Origin of the sequence: Caulobacter radicis, from assembly GCF_003094615.1 — a bacterium.
Taxonomy (GTDB): Bacteria; Pseudomonadota; Alphaproteobacteria; order Caulobacterales; family Caulobacteraceae; genus Caulobacter; species Caulobacter radicis.
Genome location: NZ_QDKO01000007.1, coordinates 20337 through 42475, shown reverse-complemented (window position 1 = coordinate 42475; position 22139 = coordinate 20337). Strand labels below are relative to the sequence as shown.

At 70.5% G+C, this 22139-nt stretch carries 18 protein-coding genes; 8 read left to right on the top strand and 10 right to left on the bottom strand.

Annotation, left to right across the window (positions count from 1 at the left end; genetic code table 11):
- The first annotated feature begins 163 nt into the window (after window positions 1–163).
- From DDF62_RS01640 to DDF62_RS01625, 4 genes are all read left to right on the top strand, one after another.
- Window positions 164–1573 (top strand): O-antigen ligase family protein, encoded by a 1410-nt coding sequence (locus DDF62_RS01640; protein ID WP_116487497.1) that lies wholly within the window; start codon window positions 164–166, stop codon window positions 1571–1573.
- Window positions 1570–2436: a 50S ribosomal protein L11 methyltransferase gene (locus DDF62_RS01635; protein ID WP_116487496.1), complete on the top strand. Its 867-nt coding sequence runs from the start codon at window positions 1570–1572 to the stop codon at window positions 2434–2436. The genes DDF62_RS01640 and DDF62_RS01635 overlap by 4 nt, the downstream gene beginning before the upstream one ends.
- Window positions 2437–2525: 89 nt before the next feature.
- Window positions 2526–2963, top strand: a complete 438-nt coding sequence (locus DDF62_RS01630; protein ID WP_116487495.1) for a hypothetical protein — start codon at window positions 2526–2528, stop codon at window positions 2961–2963.
- A gap of 42 nt (window positions 2964–3005) precedes the next feature.
- A complete protein-coding gene (locus DDF62_RS01625; protein ID WP_116487494.1) occupies window positions 3006–4820 on the top strand; it encodes an aminopeptidase P family protein in 1815 nt (604 codons plus the stop codon).
- Between the two features lie 150 nt (window positions 4821–4970).
- On the opposite strand, the gene DDF62_RS01620 is transcribed toward DDF62_RS01625, so the two are convergent.
- The 4 genes from DDF62_RS01620 to dapA form a co-directional block, all read right to left on the bottom strand.
- Window positions 4971–5390 (bottom strand): DUF2147 domain-containing protein, encoded by a 420-nt coding sequence (locus DDF62_RS01620; protein ID WP_116487493.1) that lies wholly within the window; start codon window positions 5388–5390, stop codon window positions 4971–4973.
- A 97-nt stretch (window positions 5391–5487) separates the two neighbouring features.
- A complete protein-coding gene (locus DDF62_RS01615; RefSeq protein ID WP_116487492.1) occupies window positions 5488–6648 on the bottom strand; it encodes an acyltransferase family protein in 1161 nt (386 codons plus the stop codon).
- A gap of 339 nt (window positions 6649–6987) precedes the next feature.
- Window positions 6988–7446 carry an SsrA-binding protein SmpB gene (gene smpB / locus DDF62_RS01610; protein WP_058349779.1) on the bottom strand — a complete coding sequence of 153 codons (459 nt, stop codon included), beginning with the start codon at window positions 7444–7446 and terminating at the stop codon, window positions 6988–6990.
- Complete coding sequence (dapA, locus tag DDF62_RS01605) at window positions 7446–8330, bottom strand: 4-hydroxy-tetrahydrodipicolinate synthase (protein WP_116487491.1); 885 nt, start codon at window positions 8328–8330, stop codon at window positions 7446–7448. Before dapA ends, smpB begins: the two co-directional genes overlap by 1 nt.
- Window positions 8331–8573: 243 nt before the next feature.
- On the opposite strand from dapA, the gene DDF62_RS01600 reads away from it, so the two are divergent.
- On the top strand, window positions 8574–10694 hold the full coding sequence (locus DDF62_RS01600) for a lytic transglycosylase domain-containing protein (RefSeq protein ID WP_425266995.1): 2121 nt from the start codon (window positions 8574–8576) through the stop codon (window positions 10692–10694).
- 38 nt (window positions 10695–10732) lie between these two features.
- Here the strand turns inward: DDF62_RS01600 and DDF62_RS01595 are convergent, their stop codons facing one another.
- The 3 genes from DDF62_RS01595 to DDF62_RS01585 form a co-directional block, all read right to left on the bottom strand.
- Window positions 10733–11710 carry an alpha/beta hydrolase gene (locus tag DDF62_RS01595; protein WP_116487490.1) on the bottom strand — a complete coding sequence of 326 codons (978 nt, stop codon included), beginning with the start codon at window positions 11708–11710 and terminating at the stop codon, window positions 10733–10735.
- Between the two features lie 65 nt (window positions 11711–11775).
- On the bottom strand, window positions 11776–12588 hold the full coding sequence (locus tag DDF62_RS01590) for a TrmH family RNA methyltransferase (RefSeq protein ID WP_116487489.1): 813 nt from the start codon (window positions 12586–12588) through the stop codon (window positions 11776–11778).
- A 19-nt stretch (window positions 12589–12607) separates the two neighbouring features.
- Window positions 12608–13864 (bottom strand): MFS transporter, encoded by a 1257-nt coding sequence (locus DDF62_RS01585; protein WP_116487488.1) that lies wholly within the window; start codon window positions 13862–13864, stop codon window positions 12608–12610.
- Between the two features lie 203 nt (window positions 13865–14067).
- Here DDF62_RS01585 and DDF62_RS01580 point away from each other — a divergent pair, with 203 nt between their 5' ends.
- Window positions 14068–15132 (top strand): LacI family DNA-binding transcriptional regulator, encoded by a 1065-nt coding sequence (locus DDF62_RS01580; RefSeq protein WP_116487487.1) that lies wholly within the window; start codon window positions 14068–14070, stop codon window positions 15130–15132.
- A 3-nt stretch (window positions 15133–15135) separates the two neighbouring features.
- On the opposite strand, the gene DDF62_RS01575 is transcribed toward DDF62_RS01580, so the two are convergent.
- Window positions 15136–15777, bottom strand: a complete 642-nt coding sequence (locus DDF62_RS01575) for a response regulator (protein WP_116487486.1) — start codon at window positions 15775–15777, stop codon at window positions 15136–15138.
- Window positions 15770–18805, bottom strand: coding sequence for a sensor histidine kinase (locus DDF62_RS01570; protein ID WP_116487485.1), 3036 nt, complete (start codon window positions 18803–18805; stop codon window positions 15770–15772). Before DDF62_RS01570 ends, DDF62_RS01575 begins: the two co-directional genes overlap by 8 nt.
- A gap of 190 nt (window positions 18806–18995) precedes the next feature.
- Between DDF62_RS01570 and DDF62_RS01565 the strand changes: the two genes are divergently transcribed.
- Together DDF62_RS01565 and DDF62_RS01560 are read left to right on the top strand one after the other, a co-directional pair.
- Entirely contained in the window at window positions 18996–19946 is a 951-nt protein-coding gene (locus tag DDF62_RS01565) for an alpha/beta fold hydrolase (protein ID WP_116487484.1), read from the top strand.
- Window positions 19943–20422, top strand: a complete 480-nt coding sequence (locus DDF62_RS01560; RefSeq protein ID WP_116487483.1) for a cupin domain-containing protein — start codon at window positions 19943–19945, stop codon at window positions 20420–20422. Before DDF62_RS01565 ends, DDF62_RS01560 begins: the two co-directional genes overlap by 4 nt.
- 66 nt (window positions 20423–20488) lie before the next feature.
- Here the strand turns inward: DDF62_RS01560 and DDF62_RS01555 are convergent, their stop codons facing one another.
- A complete protein-coding gene (locus DDF62_RS01555; protein WP_116487482.1) occupies window positions 20489–22030 on the bottom strand; it encodes a globin-coupled sensor protein in 1542 nt (513 codons plus the stop codon).
- Between the last annotated feature and the right edge of the window lie 109 nt (window positions 22031–22139).

Genomic DNA, 22139 nt, shown 5'->3' with positions numbered 1-22139 from the left:
ATCAGCTTCCCCAGCATTGGCCGATCACCCAAAACTCCCCCCACCGATCGCTGCGCGATCGCCTCCCCCAGAGGGGGAGGTTCCCTGACTTACGGCCTCCCCTTTGCAGCCTCCCGCCAATGCGACCGGTAACTGTGCCGTTTCGCGCCACACGGGAACGACCATGGACGCGGCGGCGCCGGACAGGATCGAGGAGGACGGCGGGCTGGTGCGCACGCTGGAGGCCTGGGCCTGCGGCTTCGTGCTGTTCATGCTGTCCAACGCCCTGATCGGCCCGCTCCTCGATCCGGAACAGGCCGGCGGCGAAGACATGCCGATCCTTCGCCTGATGTGGCTGCCAGTCTATGCGCTGATCCTGGCCCTGGTGCTGTGGCGCGCGCCCCGGCTGCTGAAGTTCTGGCTGCCGGCGGGGATCCTGAGCCTGCTGGTGTTCTGGGTGTTCGCCTCGGCCTCTTGGTCGTTCGACCCGGGCACCACCAACCGCCGCGCCCTGGCGGCGGCCTTCACCACCCTGTTCGGCTTCTATTTCGCCGCCAGCTTCGACGGCCGCCGCATGGCCGAGATCCTGGCGACCACCTTCCTGGTGCTCGGCGCCGGCGGCCTGCTGGCCGCGATCGCCTATCCGAAGATGGGCGTGCAGCACGACATCAACGCCGGCGACTGGCGCGGCCTGTGGTTCGAGAAGAACCAGATGGGCGCGATGATGGTCTACGGCGCGCTGGGCGCCATGGCCGCCATCCTGGCCGGCACGCGCCATCGCAGGCTGTTCATCGGCGCCATCGTGCTGTGCGCCTTCATGATCGTGATGAGCAAGTCCAAGACCTCGCTGATGGTGCTGCTGATCGGCCTTACGGGCTCTGGCCTGCTGGGCATGATGCGGCGCGGGCCGGCGACTGCGATCACCATGGTCTGGCTGGGCGTCACGGTGATCGGCGGCGCGGCCATCGTCATGTGGCTGGCGCCCGAACTGCTGTTCAAGGCGCTCGGCAAGGACCCCACCCTCACCGGCCGCACCGAGATCTGGGACGCCCTGATGCGCCAGTCGGCCAAGGCCCCGCTGACCGGCTACGGCTATGCGGTGTTCTGGCGCGACGACTCCGTGCCGGCCCTGTTCATCCGCAAGGAGACCGGCTGGAACGTGCCCACCGCCCACAACGGCTGGCTGGACGTGCTGGCCCAGCTGGGCTGGATCGGCGTGGGGCTGTCGGCGCTGGTGCTGGGCCTGCCCCTGCTGGTCGCCCTGTTCCGGTTCGACAAGGTGCGCGACGGCTACTGGGCGACGCTGTTCCTGGTCATCTTCCTGATCACCACCTTCTCGGAAAGCTTCATCCTGGAGCGTAACGGCATCGCCTGGGCCCTGGCCTGCGCGGCCGCCACGCGCCTCCTGGGACCCGCCCTCGGCGCTGCTCGAAACGCACTGCCGGCCCGCCAACGGCGCCCGCGCGAGGAGCCGCCGCTGACCTGGCGACTGGCGCCGCCAGACCCCGCGCCCGAAATTTGGAGCCCCGCCCCCGCTTTCGGACGCCGGACGGTCTCGCCTTTGGCCGCGCGTCCGACTATTGGAGCGGCATGACCGACTACACCCACCAGCAGATCGTCGCCCGCGGCGCGCGCGCCGACGCCGAAGCCGCCGCCGACGCCATCGACAACATGCCCGGCCTGGAAGGCGCCACCTACTCGATCCTGGAAGAGGACGAGGACAAGGGCATCTGGCGCATCGACGCCTTCCCGACCACCGAGGACGAGGACGCGGCCCTGCTGGAGCTGCTGGGCGGCTATCCGCTGAAGGTCGAGCGCGAGGCCCTGGCCGACGCCGACTGGCTGGCCATGGCGCTGTCGGGCCTGCCGCCGGTGCGCGCCGGCCGCTTCTTCGTCTACGGCATGCACGATCGCGGCCGCCTGCCGGCCAGCACCGTGAACCTGCGCATCGAGGCCGGCGCGGCCTTCGGCACCGGTCACCACGGCACCACGGTCGGCTGCCTCCAGGCCTATGACCGCCTGATCAAGGCCAAGAAGTTCAACAAAGTGCTCGACGTCGGCGCCGGTACGGGCCTGCTGGCCATCGCCGCCGCCCGCACGGGCAGCAAGCTGGCCGTCGGCACCGACATCGACAAGCCCAGCGTGCGGATCTCCAAGGAGAACGCCAAGGTCAACATGGCCAACGCCCGCTTCGTCCATGCCTCGGGCCTGTCCAACAAGCTGGTGGCGCAAAACGCCCCCTACGACCTGGTGTTCGCCAACATCCTGGCCCGCCCGCTGATCAGCCTGGCCCAGGACATCAAGCGCGCGCTCGTTCCCGGCGGCACGGTCATCCTGTCGGGCCTGCTGCGCACCCAGGAGCGGATGGTCAAGGCCGCCTACCTGTCGCGCGGCTTCAAGGTGGTCAGCCGCATCCACCGCGACGCCTGGGCGACCCTGGTCCTGCAGCGCCCGTAGGCTCTCGGCGCCGCCCCTCGACGACGAGGGGCGGAACGCCCCCGCTTGCCTCCACGTTCTCTCGGACAACATCGTTCGAGGAAACGACCATGACCTACACCGATCCTTCGCTTCATCCCGAGGCCCCGCGACAGCCCGAGCGCGTGGTGGAAGTTCGCCGCGAGTCCAGCCCCCTGGGCTGGCTGGTCGCCGGCGTCGTGGCCATCGTGGCGGTGATCGCCGTGGCCTTCATGCTGACCTCGCGTCCGATGGACGCCAGTTCCGACCAGCTCGCCCAGGCCCAGGAACAGGGTCGCGCCGCCGGCCTCGTCGAGGGCGCGCAGGTGGGCCTGCAGACCGGCGCCGACCAGGCCCGCCAGGCGGCCGAGGCCTCGGCCCGTGAAGCCGCCTCCGCCGCCGAGAGCGTGCGCCGCCAGACCGAGATCCAGGCCCAGACCGCCGCCGACGCGGCGCAGGACGCCGCCGCCACCGCCCCGGCCGCGACCGACGGCACGGCCCCGTCGCCCCAGGCCGATCAGCCGCGATAACTCCCCTTCCAACTCGGGCGCATGCGGCATACATCGGTCGTCATGCGCCAGACCTTCGATGAATCCACCGATCCGGGCTTTGGCCCACGCCACGTTCCGCTGATCCGCGAGGCCATGGCCCGCCAGGGCCTGGACGGCTTCCTCGTGCCGCACGAGGACGAGCACCAGAACGAGTACCTGCCCGCCGCCAACGACCGCCTGGCCTGGGCCAGCGGCTTCACCGGTTCGGCCGGGGCCGGCGTCATCATGAGCGACCGCGCCGCCGTCTTCGTCGACGGCCGCTATACGCTTCAGGTCCGCGAGCAGGTCGACCAAGGCGTGTTCGAGATCCGCAACCTCGTCGAGGGCGGCGTTCCGGCCTATCTGGAGACCGCCCACAAGGGCGCGGTGATCGGCTACGACGCCCGCCTGCACAGCCCCGCCGCGCTCGACGTGCTGAAAGCCGCCGCCGCCCGCGCCGGCGTGACGCTCAAGCCCGTCGCCGCCAATCCGCTGGACGAGGCCTGGGGCCAGCAGCGCCCGGCTCAACCCCAAGCGCCTGTCGTGCCGCATCCGGTGCAATACGCCGGCGAGGAAAGCTCGGCCAAGCGCGCCCGCGTCGGCTCGGGCCTCGCCTCGACCTTGGGCGCCGACGCCGCGGTGATCACCGCCCCCTCCTCGATCGCCTGGCTGTTCAACATCCGCGGCGGCGACGTCATCCGCACGCCCCTGCCGCTGGCCCAGGCCGTGCTGCGCGCCGACGGCAGCGCCCGCCTGTTCCTCGACCCGGCCAAGGTCACCGAGGACCTGCCGGCCTGGCTCGGCAACGAGGTCTCGCTTGAGGCGCCCGAGGCTCTCGAAGGCGCCCTGGCCGACCTGTCGGGCAAGAGCGTGCTGGTCGATCCGGCCCAGTCCTCGGCCTGGTACTTCGACACCTTGGTCGCCGCCGGCGCCAAGGTCGTGCGCGGCATGGACCCCTGCACCCTGCCCCGCGCCTGCAAGAACGGCGTCGAGCTGGACGGCACGCGCGAAGCCCACCGCCGCGACGGCGTCGCCCTGACCCGCTTCCTGCACTGGCTGGCCACCGACGGCCAGGTGAGCCCGCCGGACGAGAAGGAGGCCGTCGCCAAGCTGGAAAGCTTCCGCGAGGCCACCGGCGTGCTGAAGGACCTGTCGTTCGACACCATCGGCGCGGCCAACGGCCACGGCGCCCTGCCCCACTACCGCCCGACCGAGCGCAGCAACGAGCGCGCCGCGCTGGGTTCGCTACTGCTGGTCGACAGCGGCGGCCAGTACCTGGACGGCACCACCGACGTCACCCGCACCGTGGCCATCGGCGAGCCCTCTGCCGAGATGGTCACGCGCAACACGCTGGTTCTGAAGGGCCACCTGGCCATCGCCCGCCTGCGCTTCCCGGCCGGGACCACCGGCTCGGCCATCGATGCTCTGGCGCGCATGGCGCTTTGGGCCCACGGGCTGGACTACGACCACGGCACCGGCCACGGCGTCGGCGTCTATCTGGGCGTCCACGAGGGTCCGCAACGGATCAGCAAGGCGCCCAACACCATCGCGCTCCAGCCCGGCATGATCGTCTCCAACGAGCCCGGCTACTACAAGGACGGCGAGTACGGCATCCGCATCGAGAACCTGGAAGTGGTCATGCCGGCCGAGCCCGTGGCCGGCGGCGACCGCCCGATGCACCGCTTCGAGGCCCTGACTCTGGCCCCCATCGACCGCCGCCTGGTCGACAAGGCGCTGCTGACGGCCGAGGAGGTCGCCCAGTTCGACGCCTACCACGCCCGCGTGCTCAAGGAGATCGGCCCCCGCGTCGAGCCGGAGATCCAGGCGTGGCTGGAAGAGGTGTGTAAGCCGCTGTAGCGGCAAAAAAGAACCTCCCCCTGTGGGGGAGGTGATCGCGAAGCGATCGGTGGGGGGCGTTGCTACAAAATCACCAACGCGCAGGAAGTTGAAAACTTCCCCCCACCGGCCTTCGGCCGCCTCCCCCACAGGGGGAGGTTCCCTTGCGTCCTACTTCACCCGGGTCCAGGTCTGGGTCTTGCACAGCGGCGCGACCACGCAGCCCTTAAGCTTCAGGGTGTCAGCGTTGGTCATGGTGATGGTGCCCGAATAGGTCTTGCCGTCGTCGGCCTTGTAGACCTTGCCGCCGGTCCATTCGGTCGGACCGCCGCTGAAGCCCCACAGCAGCTGCAGGCCCTTCAGGGGACGCGTGCGCAGCGACGGGTCCTTGTTCTTCTCGTCCTTGAGGGCGGGGTTCTTCTTGATGTTGTCCGAGGTCAAGAGCTTGCCGCACAGGCTGTTGCCGCAGCGGGCGATCTCGACCTGGCCGCCGTTGGTCTCGGTCTGCCACAGACCCGAGATGTCGGCGGCCATGGCCGGCGCCACGAAGGCGGCGCTGGCGACGGCGGCGAGGATGGCGGTCCTGAGCATTCGGTTTAGACTCCCTTGGCGCGTTGCGTTTGGAACGCGCGTTTTATCCCTCGTCGCCTATCTCGCCGTGATCGGCAAGGCGATTTCGGGGCGCCGTTCAGCGCAGGGTCGTAACCATCGCTTGAGCCGCCTGGTTCCGCTCGCGCTTGCCGCCCCAGCCGGCCGTGGCCTTCTCCAGGCGCGGCTTGAGCCAGTCCTGCAGCGGCGCGTCGACCAGGCGCTCGAACAGCCAGGCGAACACCAGGGCAGCCGGGAAGGCCATGGCCCAGATCGCCCAGTGGGCGGCCTCGGGCAGCGCGACCTTCTGGTCCAGCAGGCGCTGCACGGCGAACCACACCGCGCCGACGAACTGGTTGGTCAGGTACAGCGAGAACGACAGGCGCCCGCCGGTCTTGGCCCAGCCCCAGCCGTTCTGGGCCGAGCCGCTGGCGGCGAAGATCAGCAGACCCAGCAGGGCCAGGCTCGGATAGGCGAACTCGCCGATCACGTTCAGCACCACGAAGCCGACCACCGCGAACACGGCCAGGGCGTCGGCCAGCTTCGGGCCGATGACGACCTCGCGGGCCAGGCGGGCGATCAGCACGCCCATCAGGAACAGCGGGATGGCGCGATAGAGGCCGTTCTTCAGGTGCAGGTGGAACGACGGCAGGCCGAACACCTGGCGCGAGAACACGTCCACGGCCACGAACACGGCGGCGCCGACCAGCAGCGCCATCCACGGCGAGCCGATCCTGCCGAACAGCCGCCACATGGTCGGGAACAGGGCGTAGCAGACCAGCAGCGCCGACAGCGTCCAGGTCGGCATGTTCCAGCCCGACGGCCCCTGGAAGCCCCACGTCTGAATGAGGAACACCTGCTGGGGCAGTTGGTCCCACTGGTACCATTGCGGATTGCGCGGCTGCATGCCCAGCGCCGTGGTGCCCAGCACCAGGGCCACGAAGGCGGCGATCATGACGAGGTGCGCGGGCCACACCCGGCCGATCCGCTTGATCAGGAAGGCGCCGTCATGGATCTGGCCGGCCGCGACCCGCGAGCCATAGGCCCGGCCCAGCACATAGCCCGACAGCAGCAGGAAGAAGTCGGTGGCCAGGTAGCCGCGCCCGAACGCCGGGTGGATGGCGAACAGCGAGACCGGCGCCTGCTCGGCGTAGTGATAGACCACGATGAAGAAGGCCGCGAAGAACCGCAGCGCGTCCAGCGGCCCGCCGCGGGACAGCGGACGCGCGACCTTGGCCGTGTTTGCACCAGTATCGGACATGGCGGACTCCTTCGGGAAGGAAGGAGCAAAAGCCGGGCCAGGGTCAAGATCCTCCCCCTGAAGGGGGAGGTGGCCCGAAGGGCCGGAGGGGGAAGTTCCTGATGAGGTCGGTAGATCCGCCAAGATCGCAGCCCCTTCCCCCTCAGTCGCTCCGCGACAGCTCCCCCTTCAGGGGGAGCGTCTATGACGACGATCCTCCCCCTCCGGGGGGAGGTGGCCCGAAGGGCCGGAGGGGGGCCGTTTTCAGCTTCCAGGGCGAGGGGCTAATTTCGCAACCACTCCCCCCACCGATCGCTTCGCGATCACCTCCCCCTCTGGGGGAGGTTCTCTCGGGGACGATCAATCCCCTCGGTCGCCCTTCATCAGGCGCGCCTTGTCGCGCGCCCAGTCCCGCGCGGCTTCGGTCTCGCGTTTGTCGTGGTTCTTCTTGCCCTTGGCCAGGCCGATCTCCAGCTTGGCCAGGCCCTTCTCGTTCCAATAGAGTTTGAGGGGGATCAGGGTGCGGCCGTCGCGCTGCACCGCGCCGATCAGCTTCTCGATCTGCTTGCGATGCAGCAGCAGCTTCCGGTGGCGGCGCGGCTCGTGGTTGAAGCGGTTGGCGTGGCCGTAGGGCGGGATGTCGGCGTTGATCAGCTTGATCTCGCGCCCTTCGACCGAAGCATAGGACTCGGCGATGTTGGCCCGGCCGACGCGCAGCGACTTCACTTCGGTGCCGGTCAGCATGATGCCGGCCTCGAAGGTCTCCTCGATGAAGTAGTCGTACCGGGCGCGCCGGTTTTCCGCGATCGGCTTGGTCATCAGACCAGACCCGCCTCGCGCATGGCTTCCAGGATCGCCGGACGCACGGCCTCGCTGCACGGCGTGATGGGCAGGCGCACGTCTTCCGTCGACAGGCCCAGCTGGGCCAGGGCGAACTTGGTCGGGCCCGGCGAGCTGTCGAGGAACAGGGCCTTGTGCAGCTTGATCAGGCGGTCCTGCCAGTAGCGGGCCGTCTCCCAGTCGTTGCCGACGCAGGCGTTCATGAAGGTGGCGCAGGCGTCCGGCGCGACGTTCGAGGTCACCGAGATCACGCCGTGGCCGCCGTGGGCCATGTAGCCCAGGGCCGTCGGATCATCGCCCGACAGCATGACCCAGTCCGGACCACAGGTGATGCGCTGCATGCTGATGCGGGTCAGGTCGCCGGTGGCGTCCTTGATGCCGACGATGTTGGGCAGCTTCGACAGGCGCACCAGGGTGTCGTTGGAGATGTCGACGCCGCTGCGGCCCGGCACGTTGTAGACGAACACCGGCAGCTCCACGGCGTCGTTGATCGCCTTGTAGTGCTGGTACATGCCTTCCTGGCTCGGACGGTTGTAGTACGGCGTGACCACCAGGGCCGCGTCGGCGCCGACGGTCTTGGCGTGGCGCGCCAGGTCGATGGCCTCGTCGGTCGAGTTCGAACCCGCGCCGGCGATCACCGGCACGCGGCCGCGGGCGGTCTTCACGCACAGCTCGACGACGCGCTTGTGCTCGTCATGCGACAGGGTCGAGGTCTCGCCCGTCGTGCCGACCGGCACCAGGCCGTGCACGCCGCCGGCGATCTGGCGCTCGACCAGGGCGACGAACCCTTTCTCGTCGACCTCGCCGTTCAGGAACGGGGTGACCAGGGCCGGGATGACGCCCTTGAAAGGGGAATGGACCATGACTTGCAATTTGCCGTGAGCAGACGCCGCGAGAGTTGCGGCTGAAACGTGGGGGCGGACAATATGTCTCCGCCCCCGTCGACCGCAACTGGTCCTTCCGACCTTTTCGTCACTCTGCGGTGTTGAAAGGCGGGTCGATCAAGCGGCGAACCGGGCTATACGGCTCATGCGGCCCAAAATCGGCCGCCGGACGCCCTCATCAAGGGCTCGGACCACCGCCTCGGTACTGAAGGAGACCGCGTTTTGGCTTTTGGGATTCGTCGGCTTCTTCTCGGTTGCGTCAGCCTGACCCTGTTTGCGAGCGTCGCCGACGCCCAGACAGAGCAGCTGGACGAGGAAGGCCTGCCGAGCGCGCCCCAGCCCTATACCGGTTCGGCCCGTCCTGGCCTCGTCAGCACCCCGCCCACCGCCTACGCCGGCACGCTGTCGGACACCGACGCGGCCAATCTGCGCGCGGCGGTGATGGGCCAGCGCTCGGCCTCGACCGTGCGCGCGGCGATGATGGGCATCTCCGATCCCCTGGCCCGCAAGATCGCCCTGTGGGCCCTGGCCGACGTCGGCGCCGAGAGCATGAGCTTCTTCGAGCTGGACCAGGCCCGGCGCGACCTCAACGGCTGGCCGCGCAGCTCGCGTCGCGACCTGCCGGCCGAAAAGGCCCTGTCGACCTCGGGCCTGACGCCCGCCCAGACCATCGCCTGGTTCGGCGGCTCCGAACCGCAGACCGCCGAAGGCGCCATGGCCCTGGCCGGCGCCTACCAGGCCAGCGGCCGAGCCCAGGACGCCACGAACCTGATCCGCCGCTTCTGGCGCGGCAAGACCTTCGAGGCCGACGCCCAGCGCGCCATGCAGGCCCGCTTCGGCGCGATGCTCACCGCCGACGACTACGCCCAGCGCGCCGACATGCTCCTGTACGGCCCGCAGGGCCCTGCCGCGCGCGACATGGTCGCCATGCTGCCCTACGACCAGCAGGCGACCGCCCAGGCCCGCATCGCCCTGCGCGCCAACGCCGGCAACGCCAACGACCTGGTGGCCGCCCTCACCCCGGCCCAGCAGGTCTCGCCGGGCGTCGCCTTCGAGCGCGCCGCCTACCTGCGCCGCAAGGGCATGGACGTGATGGCGCTCGATCTGGTGCGCTACTTCCCCGCCGCCCCGCCGTCCGACGACACCGCCGGCCCGATCTGGCGCGAGCGCAAGCAGCTGGTCATGTCGGCCATCAAGAACGGCGACAGCCGCGGCGCCTACGCGGCCGCCAACGCCGGCCTGCCCGGCGGCGCCGACGCGGCCGAGGCCGAGTTCTTCGCGGGCTGGATCGCGCTCTCGCGCCTGAAGGACGCCAACGCCGCGGCCGCCCACTTCGGTCGCATCAACGAGATCGGCGCCTCGCCGATCACCCGCGGCCGCGCCCTCTACTGGCAGGGCCGCGCGGCCGAGGCGCAAGGAGACGTCATCGCCGCCCAGGCCTTCTATGCCGAGGGCGCGCGCCACATCACCACCTTCTACGGCCAGCTGGCCGCCGAGAAGGCCGGGATCAAGGAGATCCGCCTGGAGAAAGACCCGGTGGTCACGGGGGCCGACCGCGCCCGCTTCGAGAGCCGCGAGCTGATCCGCGCCGCCAAGCTGCTGCGCGACGTCGGCGCCAACGACGCCTTCCGCGCCCTGGTCCTCTATATCGACGACCAGCTGCCGACGGCCCAGGAGCAGGCCCTGCTGGTCGACTTCGCCCGCAACACCGGCGACCAGGACCTGGCCATGCGCGCGGTGCGCACCGCCGCCCAGCGCGGCTTCATCCTGCCCGAGCGCGGCTACCCCCTGCTCGACCACCACTTCACGCCCATTCCGGGCGCGGCCGAGACGGCCTTCGTCTATTCGATCTCGCGCCAGGAGAGCAATTTCGACCCCCGCGCCCGCTCGTCGGTGGGCGCGCGCGGCATGATGCAGCTGATGCCGCCCACCGCCGCCGGCGTCGCCCGCAAGCTGGGCGAGAGCCACAGCGTCGATCGCCTGTTCGAGCCCGACTACAACATGCGCCTGGGCTCGGTGTACCTGGGCGACATGATCAACCGCTTCAGCGGCTCCTACATCATGGCCGCGGCGGCCTACAACGCCGGCCCCGGCCGTCCGCCGCAGTGGACGGCCCTGTGCGGCGATCCGCGCGGCGCCAGCACCGATCCGCTCGACTTCATCGAGTGCATCCCGTTCAGCGAGACCCGCAACTACGTTATGCGCACGCTCGAGACGACCATGGTCTACCGCGCCCGCCTCAACGGCGGCGTCGCCCCCCTCACCCTCTCGGCCGACCTCAAGCGCGGCGGCTACAGCTACGCGCCAGCCTCGGGGACCATGGCGCCGATCGGGGGACGGTAGGGGAAATCCCTCTCTCTTTGAGAGAGGGATCAAGGATCTCAGATCCCCTTCTTCTTCGCATAGGTCTCGAACAGCGTCGGCCAGGCCGCCACCGGCTTGCCGGCGATCGAGCGCAGGCCGAAACCGTGGCCGCCTTCCTCGAAGACGTGCAGTTCGGCCGGGATGGCCTTGGCCTTCAGGGCGGCGAACATCATCAGGCTGTTCTCGACCGGCACGGCCTTGTCGTCGGCGGCGTGGACCAGGAACACCGGCGGCGTGCGCCCGCCAACGCCCGTCTCGGCCGAATAGGCCTGCACCGCCTCGAACGACGGCGACGCGCCCAGCAGCTGTTTGCGCGAGCCGGCGTGGGTGGTTCCGGCGACCATGGTGATCACCGGATAGATCAGGGCCGACAGGTCCGGACGCGCGGAAAGATCATCGGCCGCGTCGACGCGGTCGTAGACCTGGGCCTCGAAGCGGGTGGTCAGGCTGGCCGCCAGGTGCCCGCCGGCCGAGAAGCCCATGATGGCGATGCGGTTCTGGGCGAACTTCATGCCCGGCGCCCACGAGCGCACCAGGCGCAGGGCCCGCTGGGCGTCCTGCAGCGGCGCGTCCGGCCCCGCGCCCCAGCCGTCGCCCGGCAGGCGATAGAGCAGGACAAAGCAGGTGTAGCCGCGATCGGCCAGCCACTGGGCTGTCTCGAAGCCCTCCTTGTCCATGACCACCCGCTCGTAGCCGCCGCCGGGGATCAGGATCACCGCCGCGCCGTTGGGCTTGCGCGGGCGGAACAGGCTGAGCGTCGGCTTGCGGGTGTGGGTCACGGCTCGATCGCGCGGGCCCTTGCCGTCGCTGCGCTCGATCACCGTCTCCTGCGCCGTCACGCCGGCCGAGCCTGGCGGATCATTGGGCCACAGGGGGCGCACCTCGCTCGGCTCGGGAACGGCCGGCTTGCGCGCGGCGCTGGCCATGCTCGCGGTCGACAGGGCGGTGATCCCTGCCAGCAGGGCGAAGGCGCTCCGGCGGTTCAGTTGCGGCATGACGTTCCCTCCAAGCTTTACAAGTTGGTCCAGACCTTAAGGCCCTCGGTAACCGGTGGACAAGATCAGCGGGCGCCGCCGCCGAACCTCAGGTGATGCAGCACGATCCCGCTGGTGGTCGCCACGTTCAGCGAGTCGAAGCCATTGGCCATCGGAATGCCGATCCCCTGCGCCCGCGCGATGACGTCGGCCGACAACCCCGGCCCCTCCGCCCCCAGCAACGCGGCCGCCCGGGCCGGCGGCTCCAGTTCGGCCAGCGTCCGCCCCGCCGACGGCGTCAGGGCCAGCGGCGTGAAGCCCGCGCCGCGCAGCAGGTCGACCGCGTCCTCGCCTCGACCGATGTATCCCGTGGGCACGCTCAGCGTCGCGCCCACCGAGACGCGGATGGCCTTGCGATAGAAAGGATCACAGCAGTCGGCGTCCAGCAGCACCGCGTCGGCCCCGAAGGCGGCGGCGTTGCGGAAGATGCCGCCCAGATTGTCGTGATTGGCGATGCCGAACAGGGCCAGCACCACCGCCTGCTCGGGCAGGCCCGCCAAGAGGTCGGCCGCCGCGATCGCATCGGGCTTGCGGCCCACCGCCAGCACCCCGCGATGCAGGTGGAAGCCGGCCAGCGCGTCCAGCACCGCCTGCTCGACCAGATAGACGGGCGTCTCGCCGGGCAGGCCGTCGAACACCTCCGACAGCTTGTCGCGACGCTTGGGGTCGATCAGCAGCGACTCCACCCGCCCCGGCGCATCGCGCACGAACGCCCGCAGCACCGTCTCGCCCTCGGCGATGAACCGCCCTTCCCGGCCGACCAGGTCACGCTCCTTGATGTCGCGATAGGCGGCCACGCGCGGGTCGGCGGGATCGGTGATGGTGACGAACTGCGGCACGGGGGCTCCGCTTGGGACTCTACCGCACGCCCCGTATCGGAAGGATCGCCAGACCGCCAGCCATGGCCAGCCCCGCCGCCACCAGGAACAGCGAATGATAGTCCGTGCGGCTGGGCCCCAGGAACCAGACCGCCAGCACCGGGGCCAGGGCCTGGGGCAGCGTGTTGGCCAGGTTGATGACGCCCAGGTCCTTGCCCGCGTCGTCCTGCGAGGGCAGCACCTGGCTGACCAGGGCGATATCGACGGCGTAGTAGCAGCCCGCCCCGCAGCCGAAGACCACGAAGCCGGCCAGCACCACCGTCCAGCCTGGGGTCAGCGAGAAGGTCACCATGGCCGCCGCCAGGATCATCGCCGCGCCCGCCGCGAACAGCTTTCGCCGTCCCAGCCGGTCGCTCAGCATGCCGAAGATCATGGCGCAGCCCACATTGGCCACGGTCGCCACTGTGGTCAGCAGGGCCAGGCCCTGCTCGGCGCGCCGGCCGGGGAACAGCGCCGGATAGTTCAGCGCGTCCTGCAGGTAGTAGAGCATGTAGCACTGGGTCAGGGTGATCGCGACCAGCACCATGAACCGGCTGACCCAGGCCAAGGCGAAGTCGGGATGCTTGCGCGGGTCGACCCACAGGCCTTTCAGGAACGCCACCAGGCTGAAGCGCTCGTTCGCGTCGGCGGTGATCGGCGGGTCCTTCAGGCGCAGGGCGAAGGGCGCGATGGCCAGCACCAGCACGACGCTGATGGCCGCGTAGCGCGAGGCCTCCGAGGCCAGCAGCCCGCCGACCAGCACCGCCCCGGCCACGGCGCCGATGGGGTGCCCCAGGCTGAGGAACGCCGCCACCCGGCCCTTCTGGGCGTCGGGCACGCGGTCGGGCAGCAGGGCCAGCAGAGCGGCGAACAGCATGTTGAAGGCCAGCTGGAAGACGATGACGCCGAGGATCAGCTCCAGCCGGCTGTCGGCCAGCATGATCGCGCCATAGGCCAGCACGGTGCCCACCAGGCCGATCAGCAGCCACGGCCGCCGGCGTCCGAAGCGCGAGGTCGTCCGATCGCTGATCGCCCCGGCCAGCAGGTTGGCTATGCTGGCGGTCAGCGCGCCCCAGAACGCCGTCTGGCTGAGCACCAGGGCCTTCTGGGCGGGATCCAGCGCGGCGGCCTTCAGCGGCAGCAGCACCTGGATCAGCGGCATGAAGCTGATGAACGCGCCGATCTGGGCGAAGGTGAAGGCGGCGATGAAACTGGGCCGTACCGGTTGCACCGGCCGGCTGGCGCCGCTCCGCGACATGGCTGCTCCCTGTAACCGACGCGGTCATTTAAAGCCGCCGCGTTCGCCTGCCCGGCGACCTTCGCCGCGCCTTCCGCCCCCGGCAAGGGGCCTTCAGGCCTGTCCCCGAGTTTTTTCGTCGCTGGCGGGGTCGCCCTAGGCACGACAAATGCTCTAGGCTCGGACAAAGGGTTGAGTCCGGTAGCGGGGGAAACGGCAGACCGATGGCCTCGGTGACGATCTACGACGTGGCGGCGCGCGCCGAGGTTTCGATCAAGACCGTCTCGCGGGTCATGAACAACGAGCCGAACGTGCGGCCGATGATGCGCGAGCGCGTGCTCGAGGCCGCCCAGGCGCTCGGCTACAGCCCCAACCTGTCGGCCCGCAGCCTGGCCGGCTCCAAGAGCTTCGTCATCGCCGTCTTCGTCGACGCGGCCCTGACCATCGACCACTGGCGCAGCGAGCGCGGCGCCGACTACCTGTCGCGCATCCAGCTGGGCGCCACGCTGCAGTGCCGCGACGCCGGCTACCACCTGCTGGTCGAGCTGATCGACCACGAGGCCCCGCAGATCCGCCAGGAGGTCGGCGCCCTGCTGGCCGCCCTCAAGCCCGACGGCGTGATCCTGACCCCGCCCAGCTCCGACAACGAGATCGTGCTGGAGCTTTTGAACAAGTCCGGCACGCCCTATGTACGCCTGGGTCCGGAAGAGACCGAGGGTCCCGGCCCGCGCGTGCACATGGACAATTTCGCCGCCGCCCGCGACGTCACCGAACACCTGGCCGGTCTTGGCCACAAGCGCATCGGCTTCGTGGTCGGCGAGCCGCGCCACGGCGCCAGCCAGGCCCGCCGCCAAGGCTATCTGGCGGCCATGGAGGCCCGCGGCCTCTCCGTCGACCAGGCCTGGATCCGCCAGGGCGACTTCACCTTCCAGTCGGGCCACGACGCGGCCAAGGCCTTGCTGGCCCTGCCCGACCGCCCCACCGCCATCTTCGCCTCGAACGACGACATGGCGCTGGGCGTCCTGGCCGCCGCCGCCGAGGCCGGCGTGCTGGTACCGGGCGAGGTCTCGGTCGCCGGCTTCGACGACAGCCCCAGCGCCCGCTTCTCGCGCCCGCAGCTGACCACCGTGCGCCAGCCGGTCGTGGAGATGGCCGAACTGGCCACGCGCCTGCTGATCAAGGGCCAGGTCAAGGGCGGCGCGGCCGGCGCCATGGCCGCACCGATCGACGAGCTGCTGCCGTTCGAGCTGATCCACCGCGCCTCGACGGCCCCGCCGCCGGCGCCCTAGAGCCTAAAGACCTATGTAGCCCCGGCGCACGGCGGCGACGACGGCCTGGGTGCGGTCGCCGACGTCGAGCTTGAGGTAGATGGTCTTGAGGCAGGCCTTGATCGTGTCGGGCGACACCGACATGCGCCGGGCGATCTCCTTGTTGGCCCGGCCCTCGGCCACCTGCAGCAGGATCACCCGCTCGCGGTCAGTCAGCGGCTCTTCCAGCGCGTGCAGGGCGATCTCCTGGGCGATCTCCGGCGCCAGCACCCGCCGCCCGGCATGGACGTTGCGGATGGTCTCCAGGAGCTCCTTGCGGATGCAGTTCTTCAGCAGGTAGCCGCTGGCCCCCGCCCTCAGGGCGCGCAGGGCCAGGGTGTCGCCGGGATAGGTGGTCAGGACGATCACCGCCGCCCGGGGATCCAGGCCCCGGATCCGCTCGATCGCCGCCACGCCGTCCAGGCCCGGCATCTGGATGTCCATCAATGTCAGGTCCGGCCGTAGCGCGGCGAAGGCCTCCAGCGCCTGGACGCCGTCGGCCGCCTCGCCCACCACCCGCATGTCGGCCTGCCGGTCGACGAGCCCGACGATGCCGTCGCGCAGCATCGGATGGTCGTCGACCACCAGGATCCGGATGACCCCGGCGGAGGCGCTCGGGTCATCCATGCCAGGGCCTCCCCTTCCAAAGCCGCGAGAGCAGCGCGCGCCATGACGGCCAAGGTCGGGGACTATAGGCCGTCCGCGCCGGAATGGTGACGACAATGCGCGTGCCGCCGCCCGCCGGGCTTTCGATGACCAGCCTGCCGCTCAGCGTTCGCGCCCGCTCGCGCATGCCGGCCAGGCCGAAATGACGATGACGGCCGCCCTCGCGCAGGATGTCGGGCCCCATGCCCTTGCCATCGTCGACGACCGCCACGGTCAGGCGGCGCGATCCGAACGCCACGCGAACCTCGATGCAGCCGGCGCCGGCGTGGGCCCGCGCGTTGGCCACGGCTTCGCCGACGATCGCCAGCACCTCGTCGGCGGCGATCTCGTCCAGCGCCCGGGGCGTTCCCTCGACGAACACGCCCACCAACGGCCCGCCCTCGCCGCCATGGGCCTGGGTCAGCTTGGAGAGCGCCGCTTCCAGGTCTTCGGCGCGATCGGCCGCGCGCAGGTCCAGCACCCGGTCGCGAGCCTGGCCCAGCGCCTCGTCGGCGGCGTCGAGCGCCCGTTCCAGCGGCGCCCGCTGGGGCTGCTCGCGTGGCAGGTCCTCGACGATCAGTTGGAAGCGCAGGATCAGGCCCTGCACGCCCTGCAACAGCGTGTCGTGCAGCTCGCGGGCGATCCGCTCGCGCTCGGCGATCCGCTCATTCATCCGTGTACGGATTCTCTCTGTCACCGTCCGCAGCCGGACGCGGTAGAGCCCCCAGACCATGGCCGCGAAGGCCAGCAGGCACAGCACCAGGAACAGCCGCGACTGCCAGAAGGTCGGCGGCACGGTCACGTCGAGGGAGGCGCCCGTGGTGTTCCAGACCCCGTCGTCGTTGGCGGCCACGACCGTGAAGCGATACTGGCCCGGCGGCAGATTGTTGTAGAAGGCCGTGCGGCGCGAACCGGCCTCGACCCAGGCCTCGTCGATTCCCGCCAGCCGATAGCGGAAACGCACCCGTCCCGGCGTGCGCAGGCTCAGCGCCACATAGTCGATCTGCAACCGCGAGGTCCCGACCGGCAGGGTGACGGCCCCGCCCGCCGGCAGCGCCCGTCCGCTCGCCGTCGCGGCCCGGATCAGGATCGGCGGCGGCGCGTCGTTGCGCATCAGGCCGCCGGGGGTGATGCGCATGACGCTGGCCGTGCCTAGGAACCACAGCCGCCCGTCGCCGCCGCGCGCCGCGCGCACGCCGTCATAGCGCGCCGAACCGCTGGTCAGCCCGTCCAACTCGTCGAAGACCCGATGCGGGATCGGGTCGTCGGGATGGGCGAAGGCGCGGTTCAGATCGGCCGCCGACAGCCGCACGATGCTGGAGAAGGTGAACAGCCAGACCTCGCCGTCGGGCGTCTCCAGCATGTAGCGCACGTTGCGCAGCCAGGGATGGCGACGCAGGTCGATGTGCTCGATACGACCGGGAGACAGCCGCGCCAGGCCCGCCGCCCCGCCCACGACCAGGCCGGCCGCGCCGTCGTTGACGAAGGTGAGGCGCCCCAGCCGCAGTTGCGCGGCGCTCCAGGCCGCGGTCTTGTCGCCGTCGATGCGGGTCAGGCTGGAAAAGCCGCTGATGACGATCGGGCGCCCTCGCCGGTCGACCGCGAACTGCTCGTCGACGCCGCTGGTCAGCGCCCGCCGGTCATGCCAGCCGGCCTCGTCGTGCATGGCCAGTCCGTGGTCGTTGGACGAGACCCATAGCCGCCCGCCGGCCCCGACCGCGCAGCGGAACAGGGTCCGAGGCTTGTCCATCGCGAAGGACCGGACCGTGCGCCCATCCCGGATCTCGTCCACGACGCCGTCGTGCAGCAGGAAGACGGCGCCTTCACCACCGCACAGGACGATGTCGCGCGTCAGTCCCTGGCGGATCCGGACGGGCGACTTGTAGGGGCGGATCACGAAGAGGCCCGCACTGTCGCTGACATAGACGAGGCCCCGGCCGTCCTCGGCGACGTAGTATTCGTCCGCCCCGGCCGGGATCGCCGCCTCCTCGACGATGCTGGGCGCCACGAAGGCGTTGAGGCCCCGGTCGCCGCCGGTCCAGACCGTGCCCTCGCGGTCGACGAAGATCGACGCCGCCTGGTCGTCGGTCAGGCCGTCCTTGACGCCGTAGGTCGTTATCACGCCGGGGCCGTCGGGATGGGTGATGCGGAACAGGCCGGCCGAACCGGTCGCGCCCCACAGGCTGCCGTCGGGCGCGAAGACGATCTTGGTGCGCAGGCGCCGCCCCGGCGCCGGATAGTTGGGCAGGCCCCGAGCGCTGGTCTGGCCCGCGGCGTAGTCCGGCAGTCGGCGGGTTCCCGCCTGGTCGGAAATCCAGATGTGGCCGGCGCCGTCCTCGGCCAGCCCGGCGCCCCTCTCGACCCTGGCGTTGGTCGTCTCGAAGCGGCGCGCGCCCCGTCGCAGGAAGAACAGCTTGTCCTGCGTGGCCACCCACAGCACGCCGTCGCGCGCCGCCGCCATCGACATGATCCAGCCGTCGGGCGCGTCCCAGCCCGCCCCCAGCGTCTCCCAGCGCCCGCCGACGAACCGCGACAGCGAGTTCGTGGCCCTGGCGTTGACCGCCCAGATGACGCCGTCCTGGTCCTGCAGCAGTTCGGTGATCTGGCGCGAGGGATCGAGCATGCCGGTCGAGGCGAACCGACCGTCCCGGAAGATCGACACCCCCTCGCCCTGGAACCGCCCGACCCACAGCTCGCCCGTGCGGGTCTCCAGCATCTGGGCGACGCCATAGAAGACGGTGGGATCATCGCTCGCCGGCGAGTAGGTGTCGAAGGTGACGCCGTCGAACCGCGCCAGGCCGTCCGAACCCGAAATCCACAGATAGCCGTCCCGCGTCTGGGTGATGTCGTTGATCCGCCCAGGCGCCGAGGCCGCGCCCCGCCAGGCCGTATGGCGAAACTGCGCGATCGACAGGGCGTCGGACTGCGCCGGCGCCGCTGTGGGGGCGAACAGGAAGGCGGCCAGCAGCGCCAACGCGAGGGCGGCCCGCGAACCTCGACAGTCGATCATCGCGTCCCCCTGAAGCCGGACTGAAGCCAGGCCTCACACTGCGCCGAACCGCGCCGCGCCCGCATACCCATCCGGGTAAGCACTCGCTCCCCGGTTGGCATTGAGGGCTCAAGCACACCGGACGAACAGTGTCATCGGAAATCGCGGAGGCGTCGACGAACGCCGGCCGCACGCCTCCGGAGAGACACCGATGACCCGTACATTCCTCGGCGCCACAGCGGCCGCCGTCCTCACCGCCGGCCTGGCCTCGGCCTCGCCGAGCCTGGCCCAGCCCCCACCCTTCCCCGCCGGCTTCAAGACCAGCCAGATCACCACCAACGGCGCGACGATCCACGTGCGGGTCGGCGGCAAGGGCCCCGCGGTCGTGCTGCTGCACGGCTATGGCGAGACCGGCGACATGTGGGCGCCGCTGGCCGCCGACCTGGCCCGCGACCATACGGTCATCGTGCCCGACCTGCGCGGCCTTGGCCTGTCGTCGCGCCCGGCCGGCGGCTATGACAAGAAAACCCAAGCCGGCGACGTGGCCGGGGTGCTGGACGCCCTGAAGGTCGACAGGGCCGACCTCGTCACCCACGACATCGGCAACATGGTCGGCTACGCCTTCGCCATGCGCAGCCCCGAGCGGGTGGGCCGCTTCGTCCTGATCGACGCTCCCGTGCCCGGGATCGGCCCCTGGGACGAGATCACCAAGAACCCGCTGCTCTGGCACTTCCGCTTCGGCGGTCCGGACATGGAACGGCTGGTGGCCGGCCGCGAGCGGATCTATCTCGACCGCTTCTGGAACGAGTTCTCGGCCGATCCGGCCAAGTTCTCGGAAGGCGCCCGCGTCCACTACGCCAAGCTCTACGCCCAGCCCGGCGCCATGCACGCCGGCTTCTCCCAGTTCGCGGCCTTCGACCAGGACGCCATCGACGACAAGGCCATCCTCGCCGAGAAGGGCAAGCTTCCGATGCCGGTCCTGGCCCTGGGCGGCGAAAAGTCGTTCGGCCTGACCATGGCCGCGGTGATGCGCTACACGGCCAGCGACGTCACCGAAGGCGTGATCCCCGCCTCCGGCCACTGGATCATGGAAGAGAACCCGGCCGCGACGGTGAAGATCGTCCACGACTTCCTCGACGCCAAGCCGACGGCCAGGCCATGAGCCCGCGCCTCGCCATCCTCGCTGGCCTGACCCTGGCGAGCGTCGCCTCGGCCGGGCCGCTCCACGCCCAGGACCTGCGCCTGACGCCGCCCGAGATCGCGGCCCTGGCCAAGGGCGGCGCGGGGGCCGGCACCTCCGGCGTCGCCGGGATCCGGACCACCACCCTGTACGGCGATCCGACCAAGGCCGGTCCCTACACGATCGAGATCCGCGTGCCGCCCCATACCCGCATCGCCGCCCACAGCCACAAGGACGACCGCACGGCCGTGGTGGTCTCCGGGACTTGGTTCTTCGGCTACGGACGCAGGAACGAGGACCCGCTGGTCAAGGAGCTGCCGCCGGGCAGCTTCTACACCGAGCCGGCGGGCGTGGATCACTTCGCCCAGACGCACGACCAGCCGGCCAGCGTCTACATCTTCGGCTACGGCCCCACGAGCACCGACTATGTCGTCGCCTCGGACGCGCCCAAGCCCTGACCACAACGAGAAAGGGGCGCGGCCCTGCCGGACCGCGCCCCTTCTGATCTCTAACGCCTGAACGTCCTAGCGGCCCGGACGAGCGAACGCGGCGACCTTGGCGCGGGCCGCATGCACCGGATGCTCCGGCTCGGCGTAGCGCTGGGCCGGCGCGGTCGACCCGATGCGGAAGCCGCCGACGTGGTTGGCCAGGTCCGCGGCCTCGGCGCGCAGGGCGCGGGTGGCGTCGGTGGAGCGCTGGGCCATGGCGGTGTTGCGCTGGGTGACCTGGTCCAGCTGGCCGACGGCGCTGTTGACCTCGGTCAGGGCGCTGGCCTGCTCGTTGGCCGAGGCGGCGATCTCGTTGACCAGGCTGTCGATGGCGCCGACCTTGTCGACGATGCCGCGCAGGGCGTCGCCCGTCTGGCGCACCAGCTCGACGCCCTCGCCCACCTGACGGCTGGAGTCGGAGATCAGGCTCTTGATCTCCTTGGCCGCTTCGGCCGAGCGCTGGGCCAGCGCGCGGACTTCCTGCGCCACGACGGCGAAGCCCTTGCCGGCGTCGCCGGCGCGGGCGGCCTCGACCCCGGCGTTCAGGGCCAGAAGGTTGGTCTGGAAGGCGATCTCGTCGATGACGCCCAGGATGTGGTTGACCTGGTTGGACGAGCTTTCGATCTGGCTCATGGCCTCGGCGGCGCGGGTCACGACGGCGCCCGAACGCTGGGCCTCGGTGGCGGCCTCGCCGACGCGCGAGGAGACCTCGCGGGCGCTTTGGGCGGTCTTGGCGACGGTCGAGGTCAGCTGCTCGACGGCGGCGGCGGTCTGTTCCAGCGTGGCGGCCTGCTGCTCGCTGCGCATGGCCAGGTCGTCGGCGGCCGAGGCGATCTCGTCGGCGCCCGAGCGGATGCCGCGGGTGGCGCGGTCGACCGCGCCCATGGCTTCGGCGAGGGCGGCGGCGGCCTGGTCGAAGTCGGATTTCAGGCTGACGAACTCGGGAGACAGGGCGCCGTCGACGCGGGCCGACAGGTCGCCGGCGGCCAGGCGCGACAGGGCGTCGCCCACGGCGCGCACGGCGTCGGCCTGGCGCTGCTCGGCGCTGGCGCGCTCGGCCTCCAGCTGGTCGCGCTCGTCCTGCAGCAGTTCCAGATAGGTCGAGATGGCCAGGTCCATGTCCAGCATCACGGCCTTGTTCAGCGCCACCAGGCCGTCGGCCAGGTCGGCGTCGTTCTTGGCGCTGGCGAACAGGCCCTTGGCGCGCTTTTCGACCATGGCGCGGATCAGCTTCTCGGCCACCAGGGCATAGCCGCCGATGTACCAGCGCGGTTCAAGCCCGATGACGGCGTGGGCCTTGCCGATGCGGGCGACGTCGCCCTGATAGTCGGCGCCGTATTCGGCGGTGGCCAGGCGACGCCAGTGCGAGGCCTGCCGGCCCTGGGCGTTGCTGATGTGGGCGTCGCTCGAGAACATCTTGCGCGTCTCGGGGAAGGCCCGGACCTGCGCGTAGAACGCGTCCAGCGCGCCGTTGATCTCGGCGTCGATCACCGGCTTGGCGGCCCGCAGGGCGGCGCGGTCCTTGTGGTCGAAGCGCATGAAGCTCATGCGCTGGTCGAGCTGGTTCTGCGCGCTCATGCCGCCACCCCTGGTCACTGGAATCCTGATCGGAAGAGCCGTGACGGCAATTCATTAACCAAGATTGAAACCCAGGCGGGTTCTTACGCAAAAGCCGTATAAGCCGCCG

Excerpts from the sequence above, each read along its gene's own strand:
- DDF62_RS01640 (WP_116487497.1), top strand. The coding sequence starts at position 164 with ATGGACGCGGCGGCGCCGGACAGGATCGAGGAGGACGGCGGGCTGGTG.
- DDF62_RS01635 (WP_116487496.1), top strand. The coding sequence starts at position 1,570 with ATGACCGACTACACCCACCAGCAGATCGTCGCCCGCGGCGCGCGCGCC.
- DDF62_RS01630 (WP_116487495.1), top strand. The coding sequence starts at position 2,526 with ATGACCTACACCGATCCTTCGCTTCATCCCGAGGCCCCGCGACAGCCC.
- DDF62_RS01625 (WP_116487494.1), top strand. The coding sequence starts at position 3,006 with ATGCGCCAGACCTTCGATGAATCCACCGATCCGGGCTTTGGCCCACGC.
- DDF62_RS01620 (WP_116487493.1), bottom strand. The coding sequence starts at position 5,390 with ATGCTCAGGACCGCCATCCTCGCCGCCGTCGCCAGCGCCGCCTTCGTG.
- DDF62_RS01615 (WP_116487492.1), bottom strand. The coding sequence starts at position 6,648 with ATGTCCGATACTGGTGCAAACACGGCCAAGGTCGCGCGTCCGCTGTCC.
- smpB (WP_058349779.1), bottom strand. The coding sequence starts at position 7,446 with ATGACCAAGCCGATCGCGGAAAACCGGCGCGCCCGGTACGACTACTTC.
- dapA (WP_116487491.1), bottom strand. The coding sequence starts at position 8,330 with ATGGTCCATTCCCCTTTCAAGGGCGTCATCCCGGCCCTGGTCACCCCG.
- DDF62_RS01595 (WP_116487490.1), bottom strand. The coding sequence starts at position 11,710 with ATGCCGCAACTGAACCGCCGGAGCGCCTTCGCCCTGCTGGCAGGGATC.
- DDF62_RS01585 (WP_116487488.1), bottom strand. The coding sequence starts at position 13,864 with ATGTCGCGGAGCGGCGCCAGCCGGCCGGTGCAACCGGTACGGCCCAGT.
- DDF62_RS01580 (WP_116487487.1), top strand. The coding sequence starts at position 14,068 with ATGGCCTCGGTGACGATCTACGACGTGGCGGCGCGCGCCGAGGTTTCG.
- DDF62_RS01575 (WP_116487486.1), bottom strand. The coding sequence starts at position 15,777 with ATGGATGACCCGAGCGCCTCCGCCGGGGTCATCCGGATCCTGGTGGTC.
- DDF62_RS01570 (WP_116487485.1), bottom strand. The coding sequence starts at position 18,805 with ATGATCGACTGTCGAGGTTCGCGGGCCGCCCTCGCGTTGGCGCTGCTG.
- DDF62_RS01565 (WP_116487484.1), top strand. The coding sequence starts at position 18,996 with ATGACCCGTACATTCCTCGGCGCCACAGCGGCCGCCGTCCTCACCGCC.
- DDF62_RS01560 (WP_116487483.1), top strand. The coding sequence starts at position 19,943 with ATGAGCCCGCGCCTCGCCATCCTCGCTGGCCTGACCCTGGCGAGCGTC.
- DDF62_RS01555 (WP_116487482.1), bottom strand. The coding sequence starts at position 22,030 with ATGAGCGCGCAGAACCAGCTCGACCAGCGCATGAGCTTCATGCGCTTC.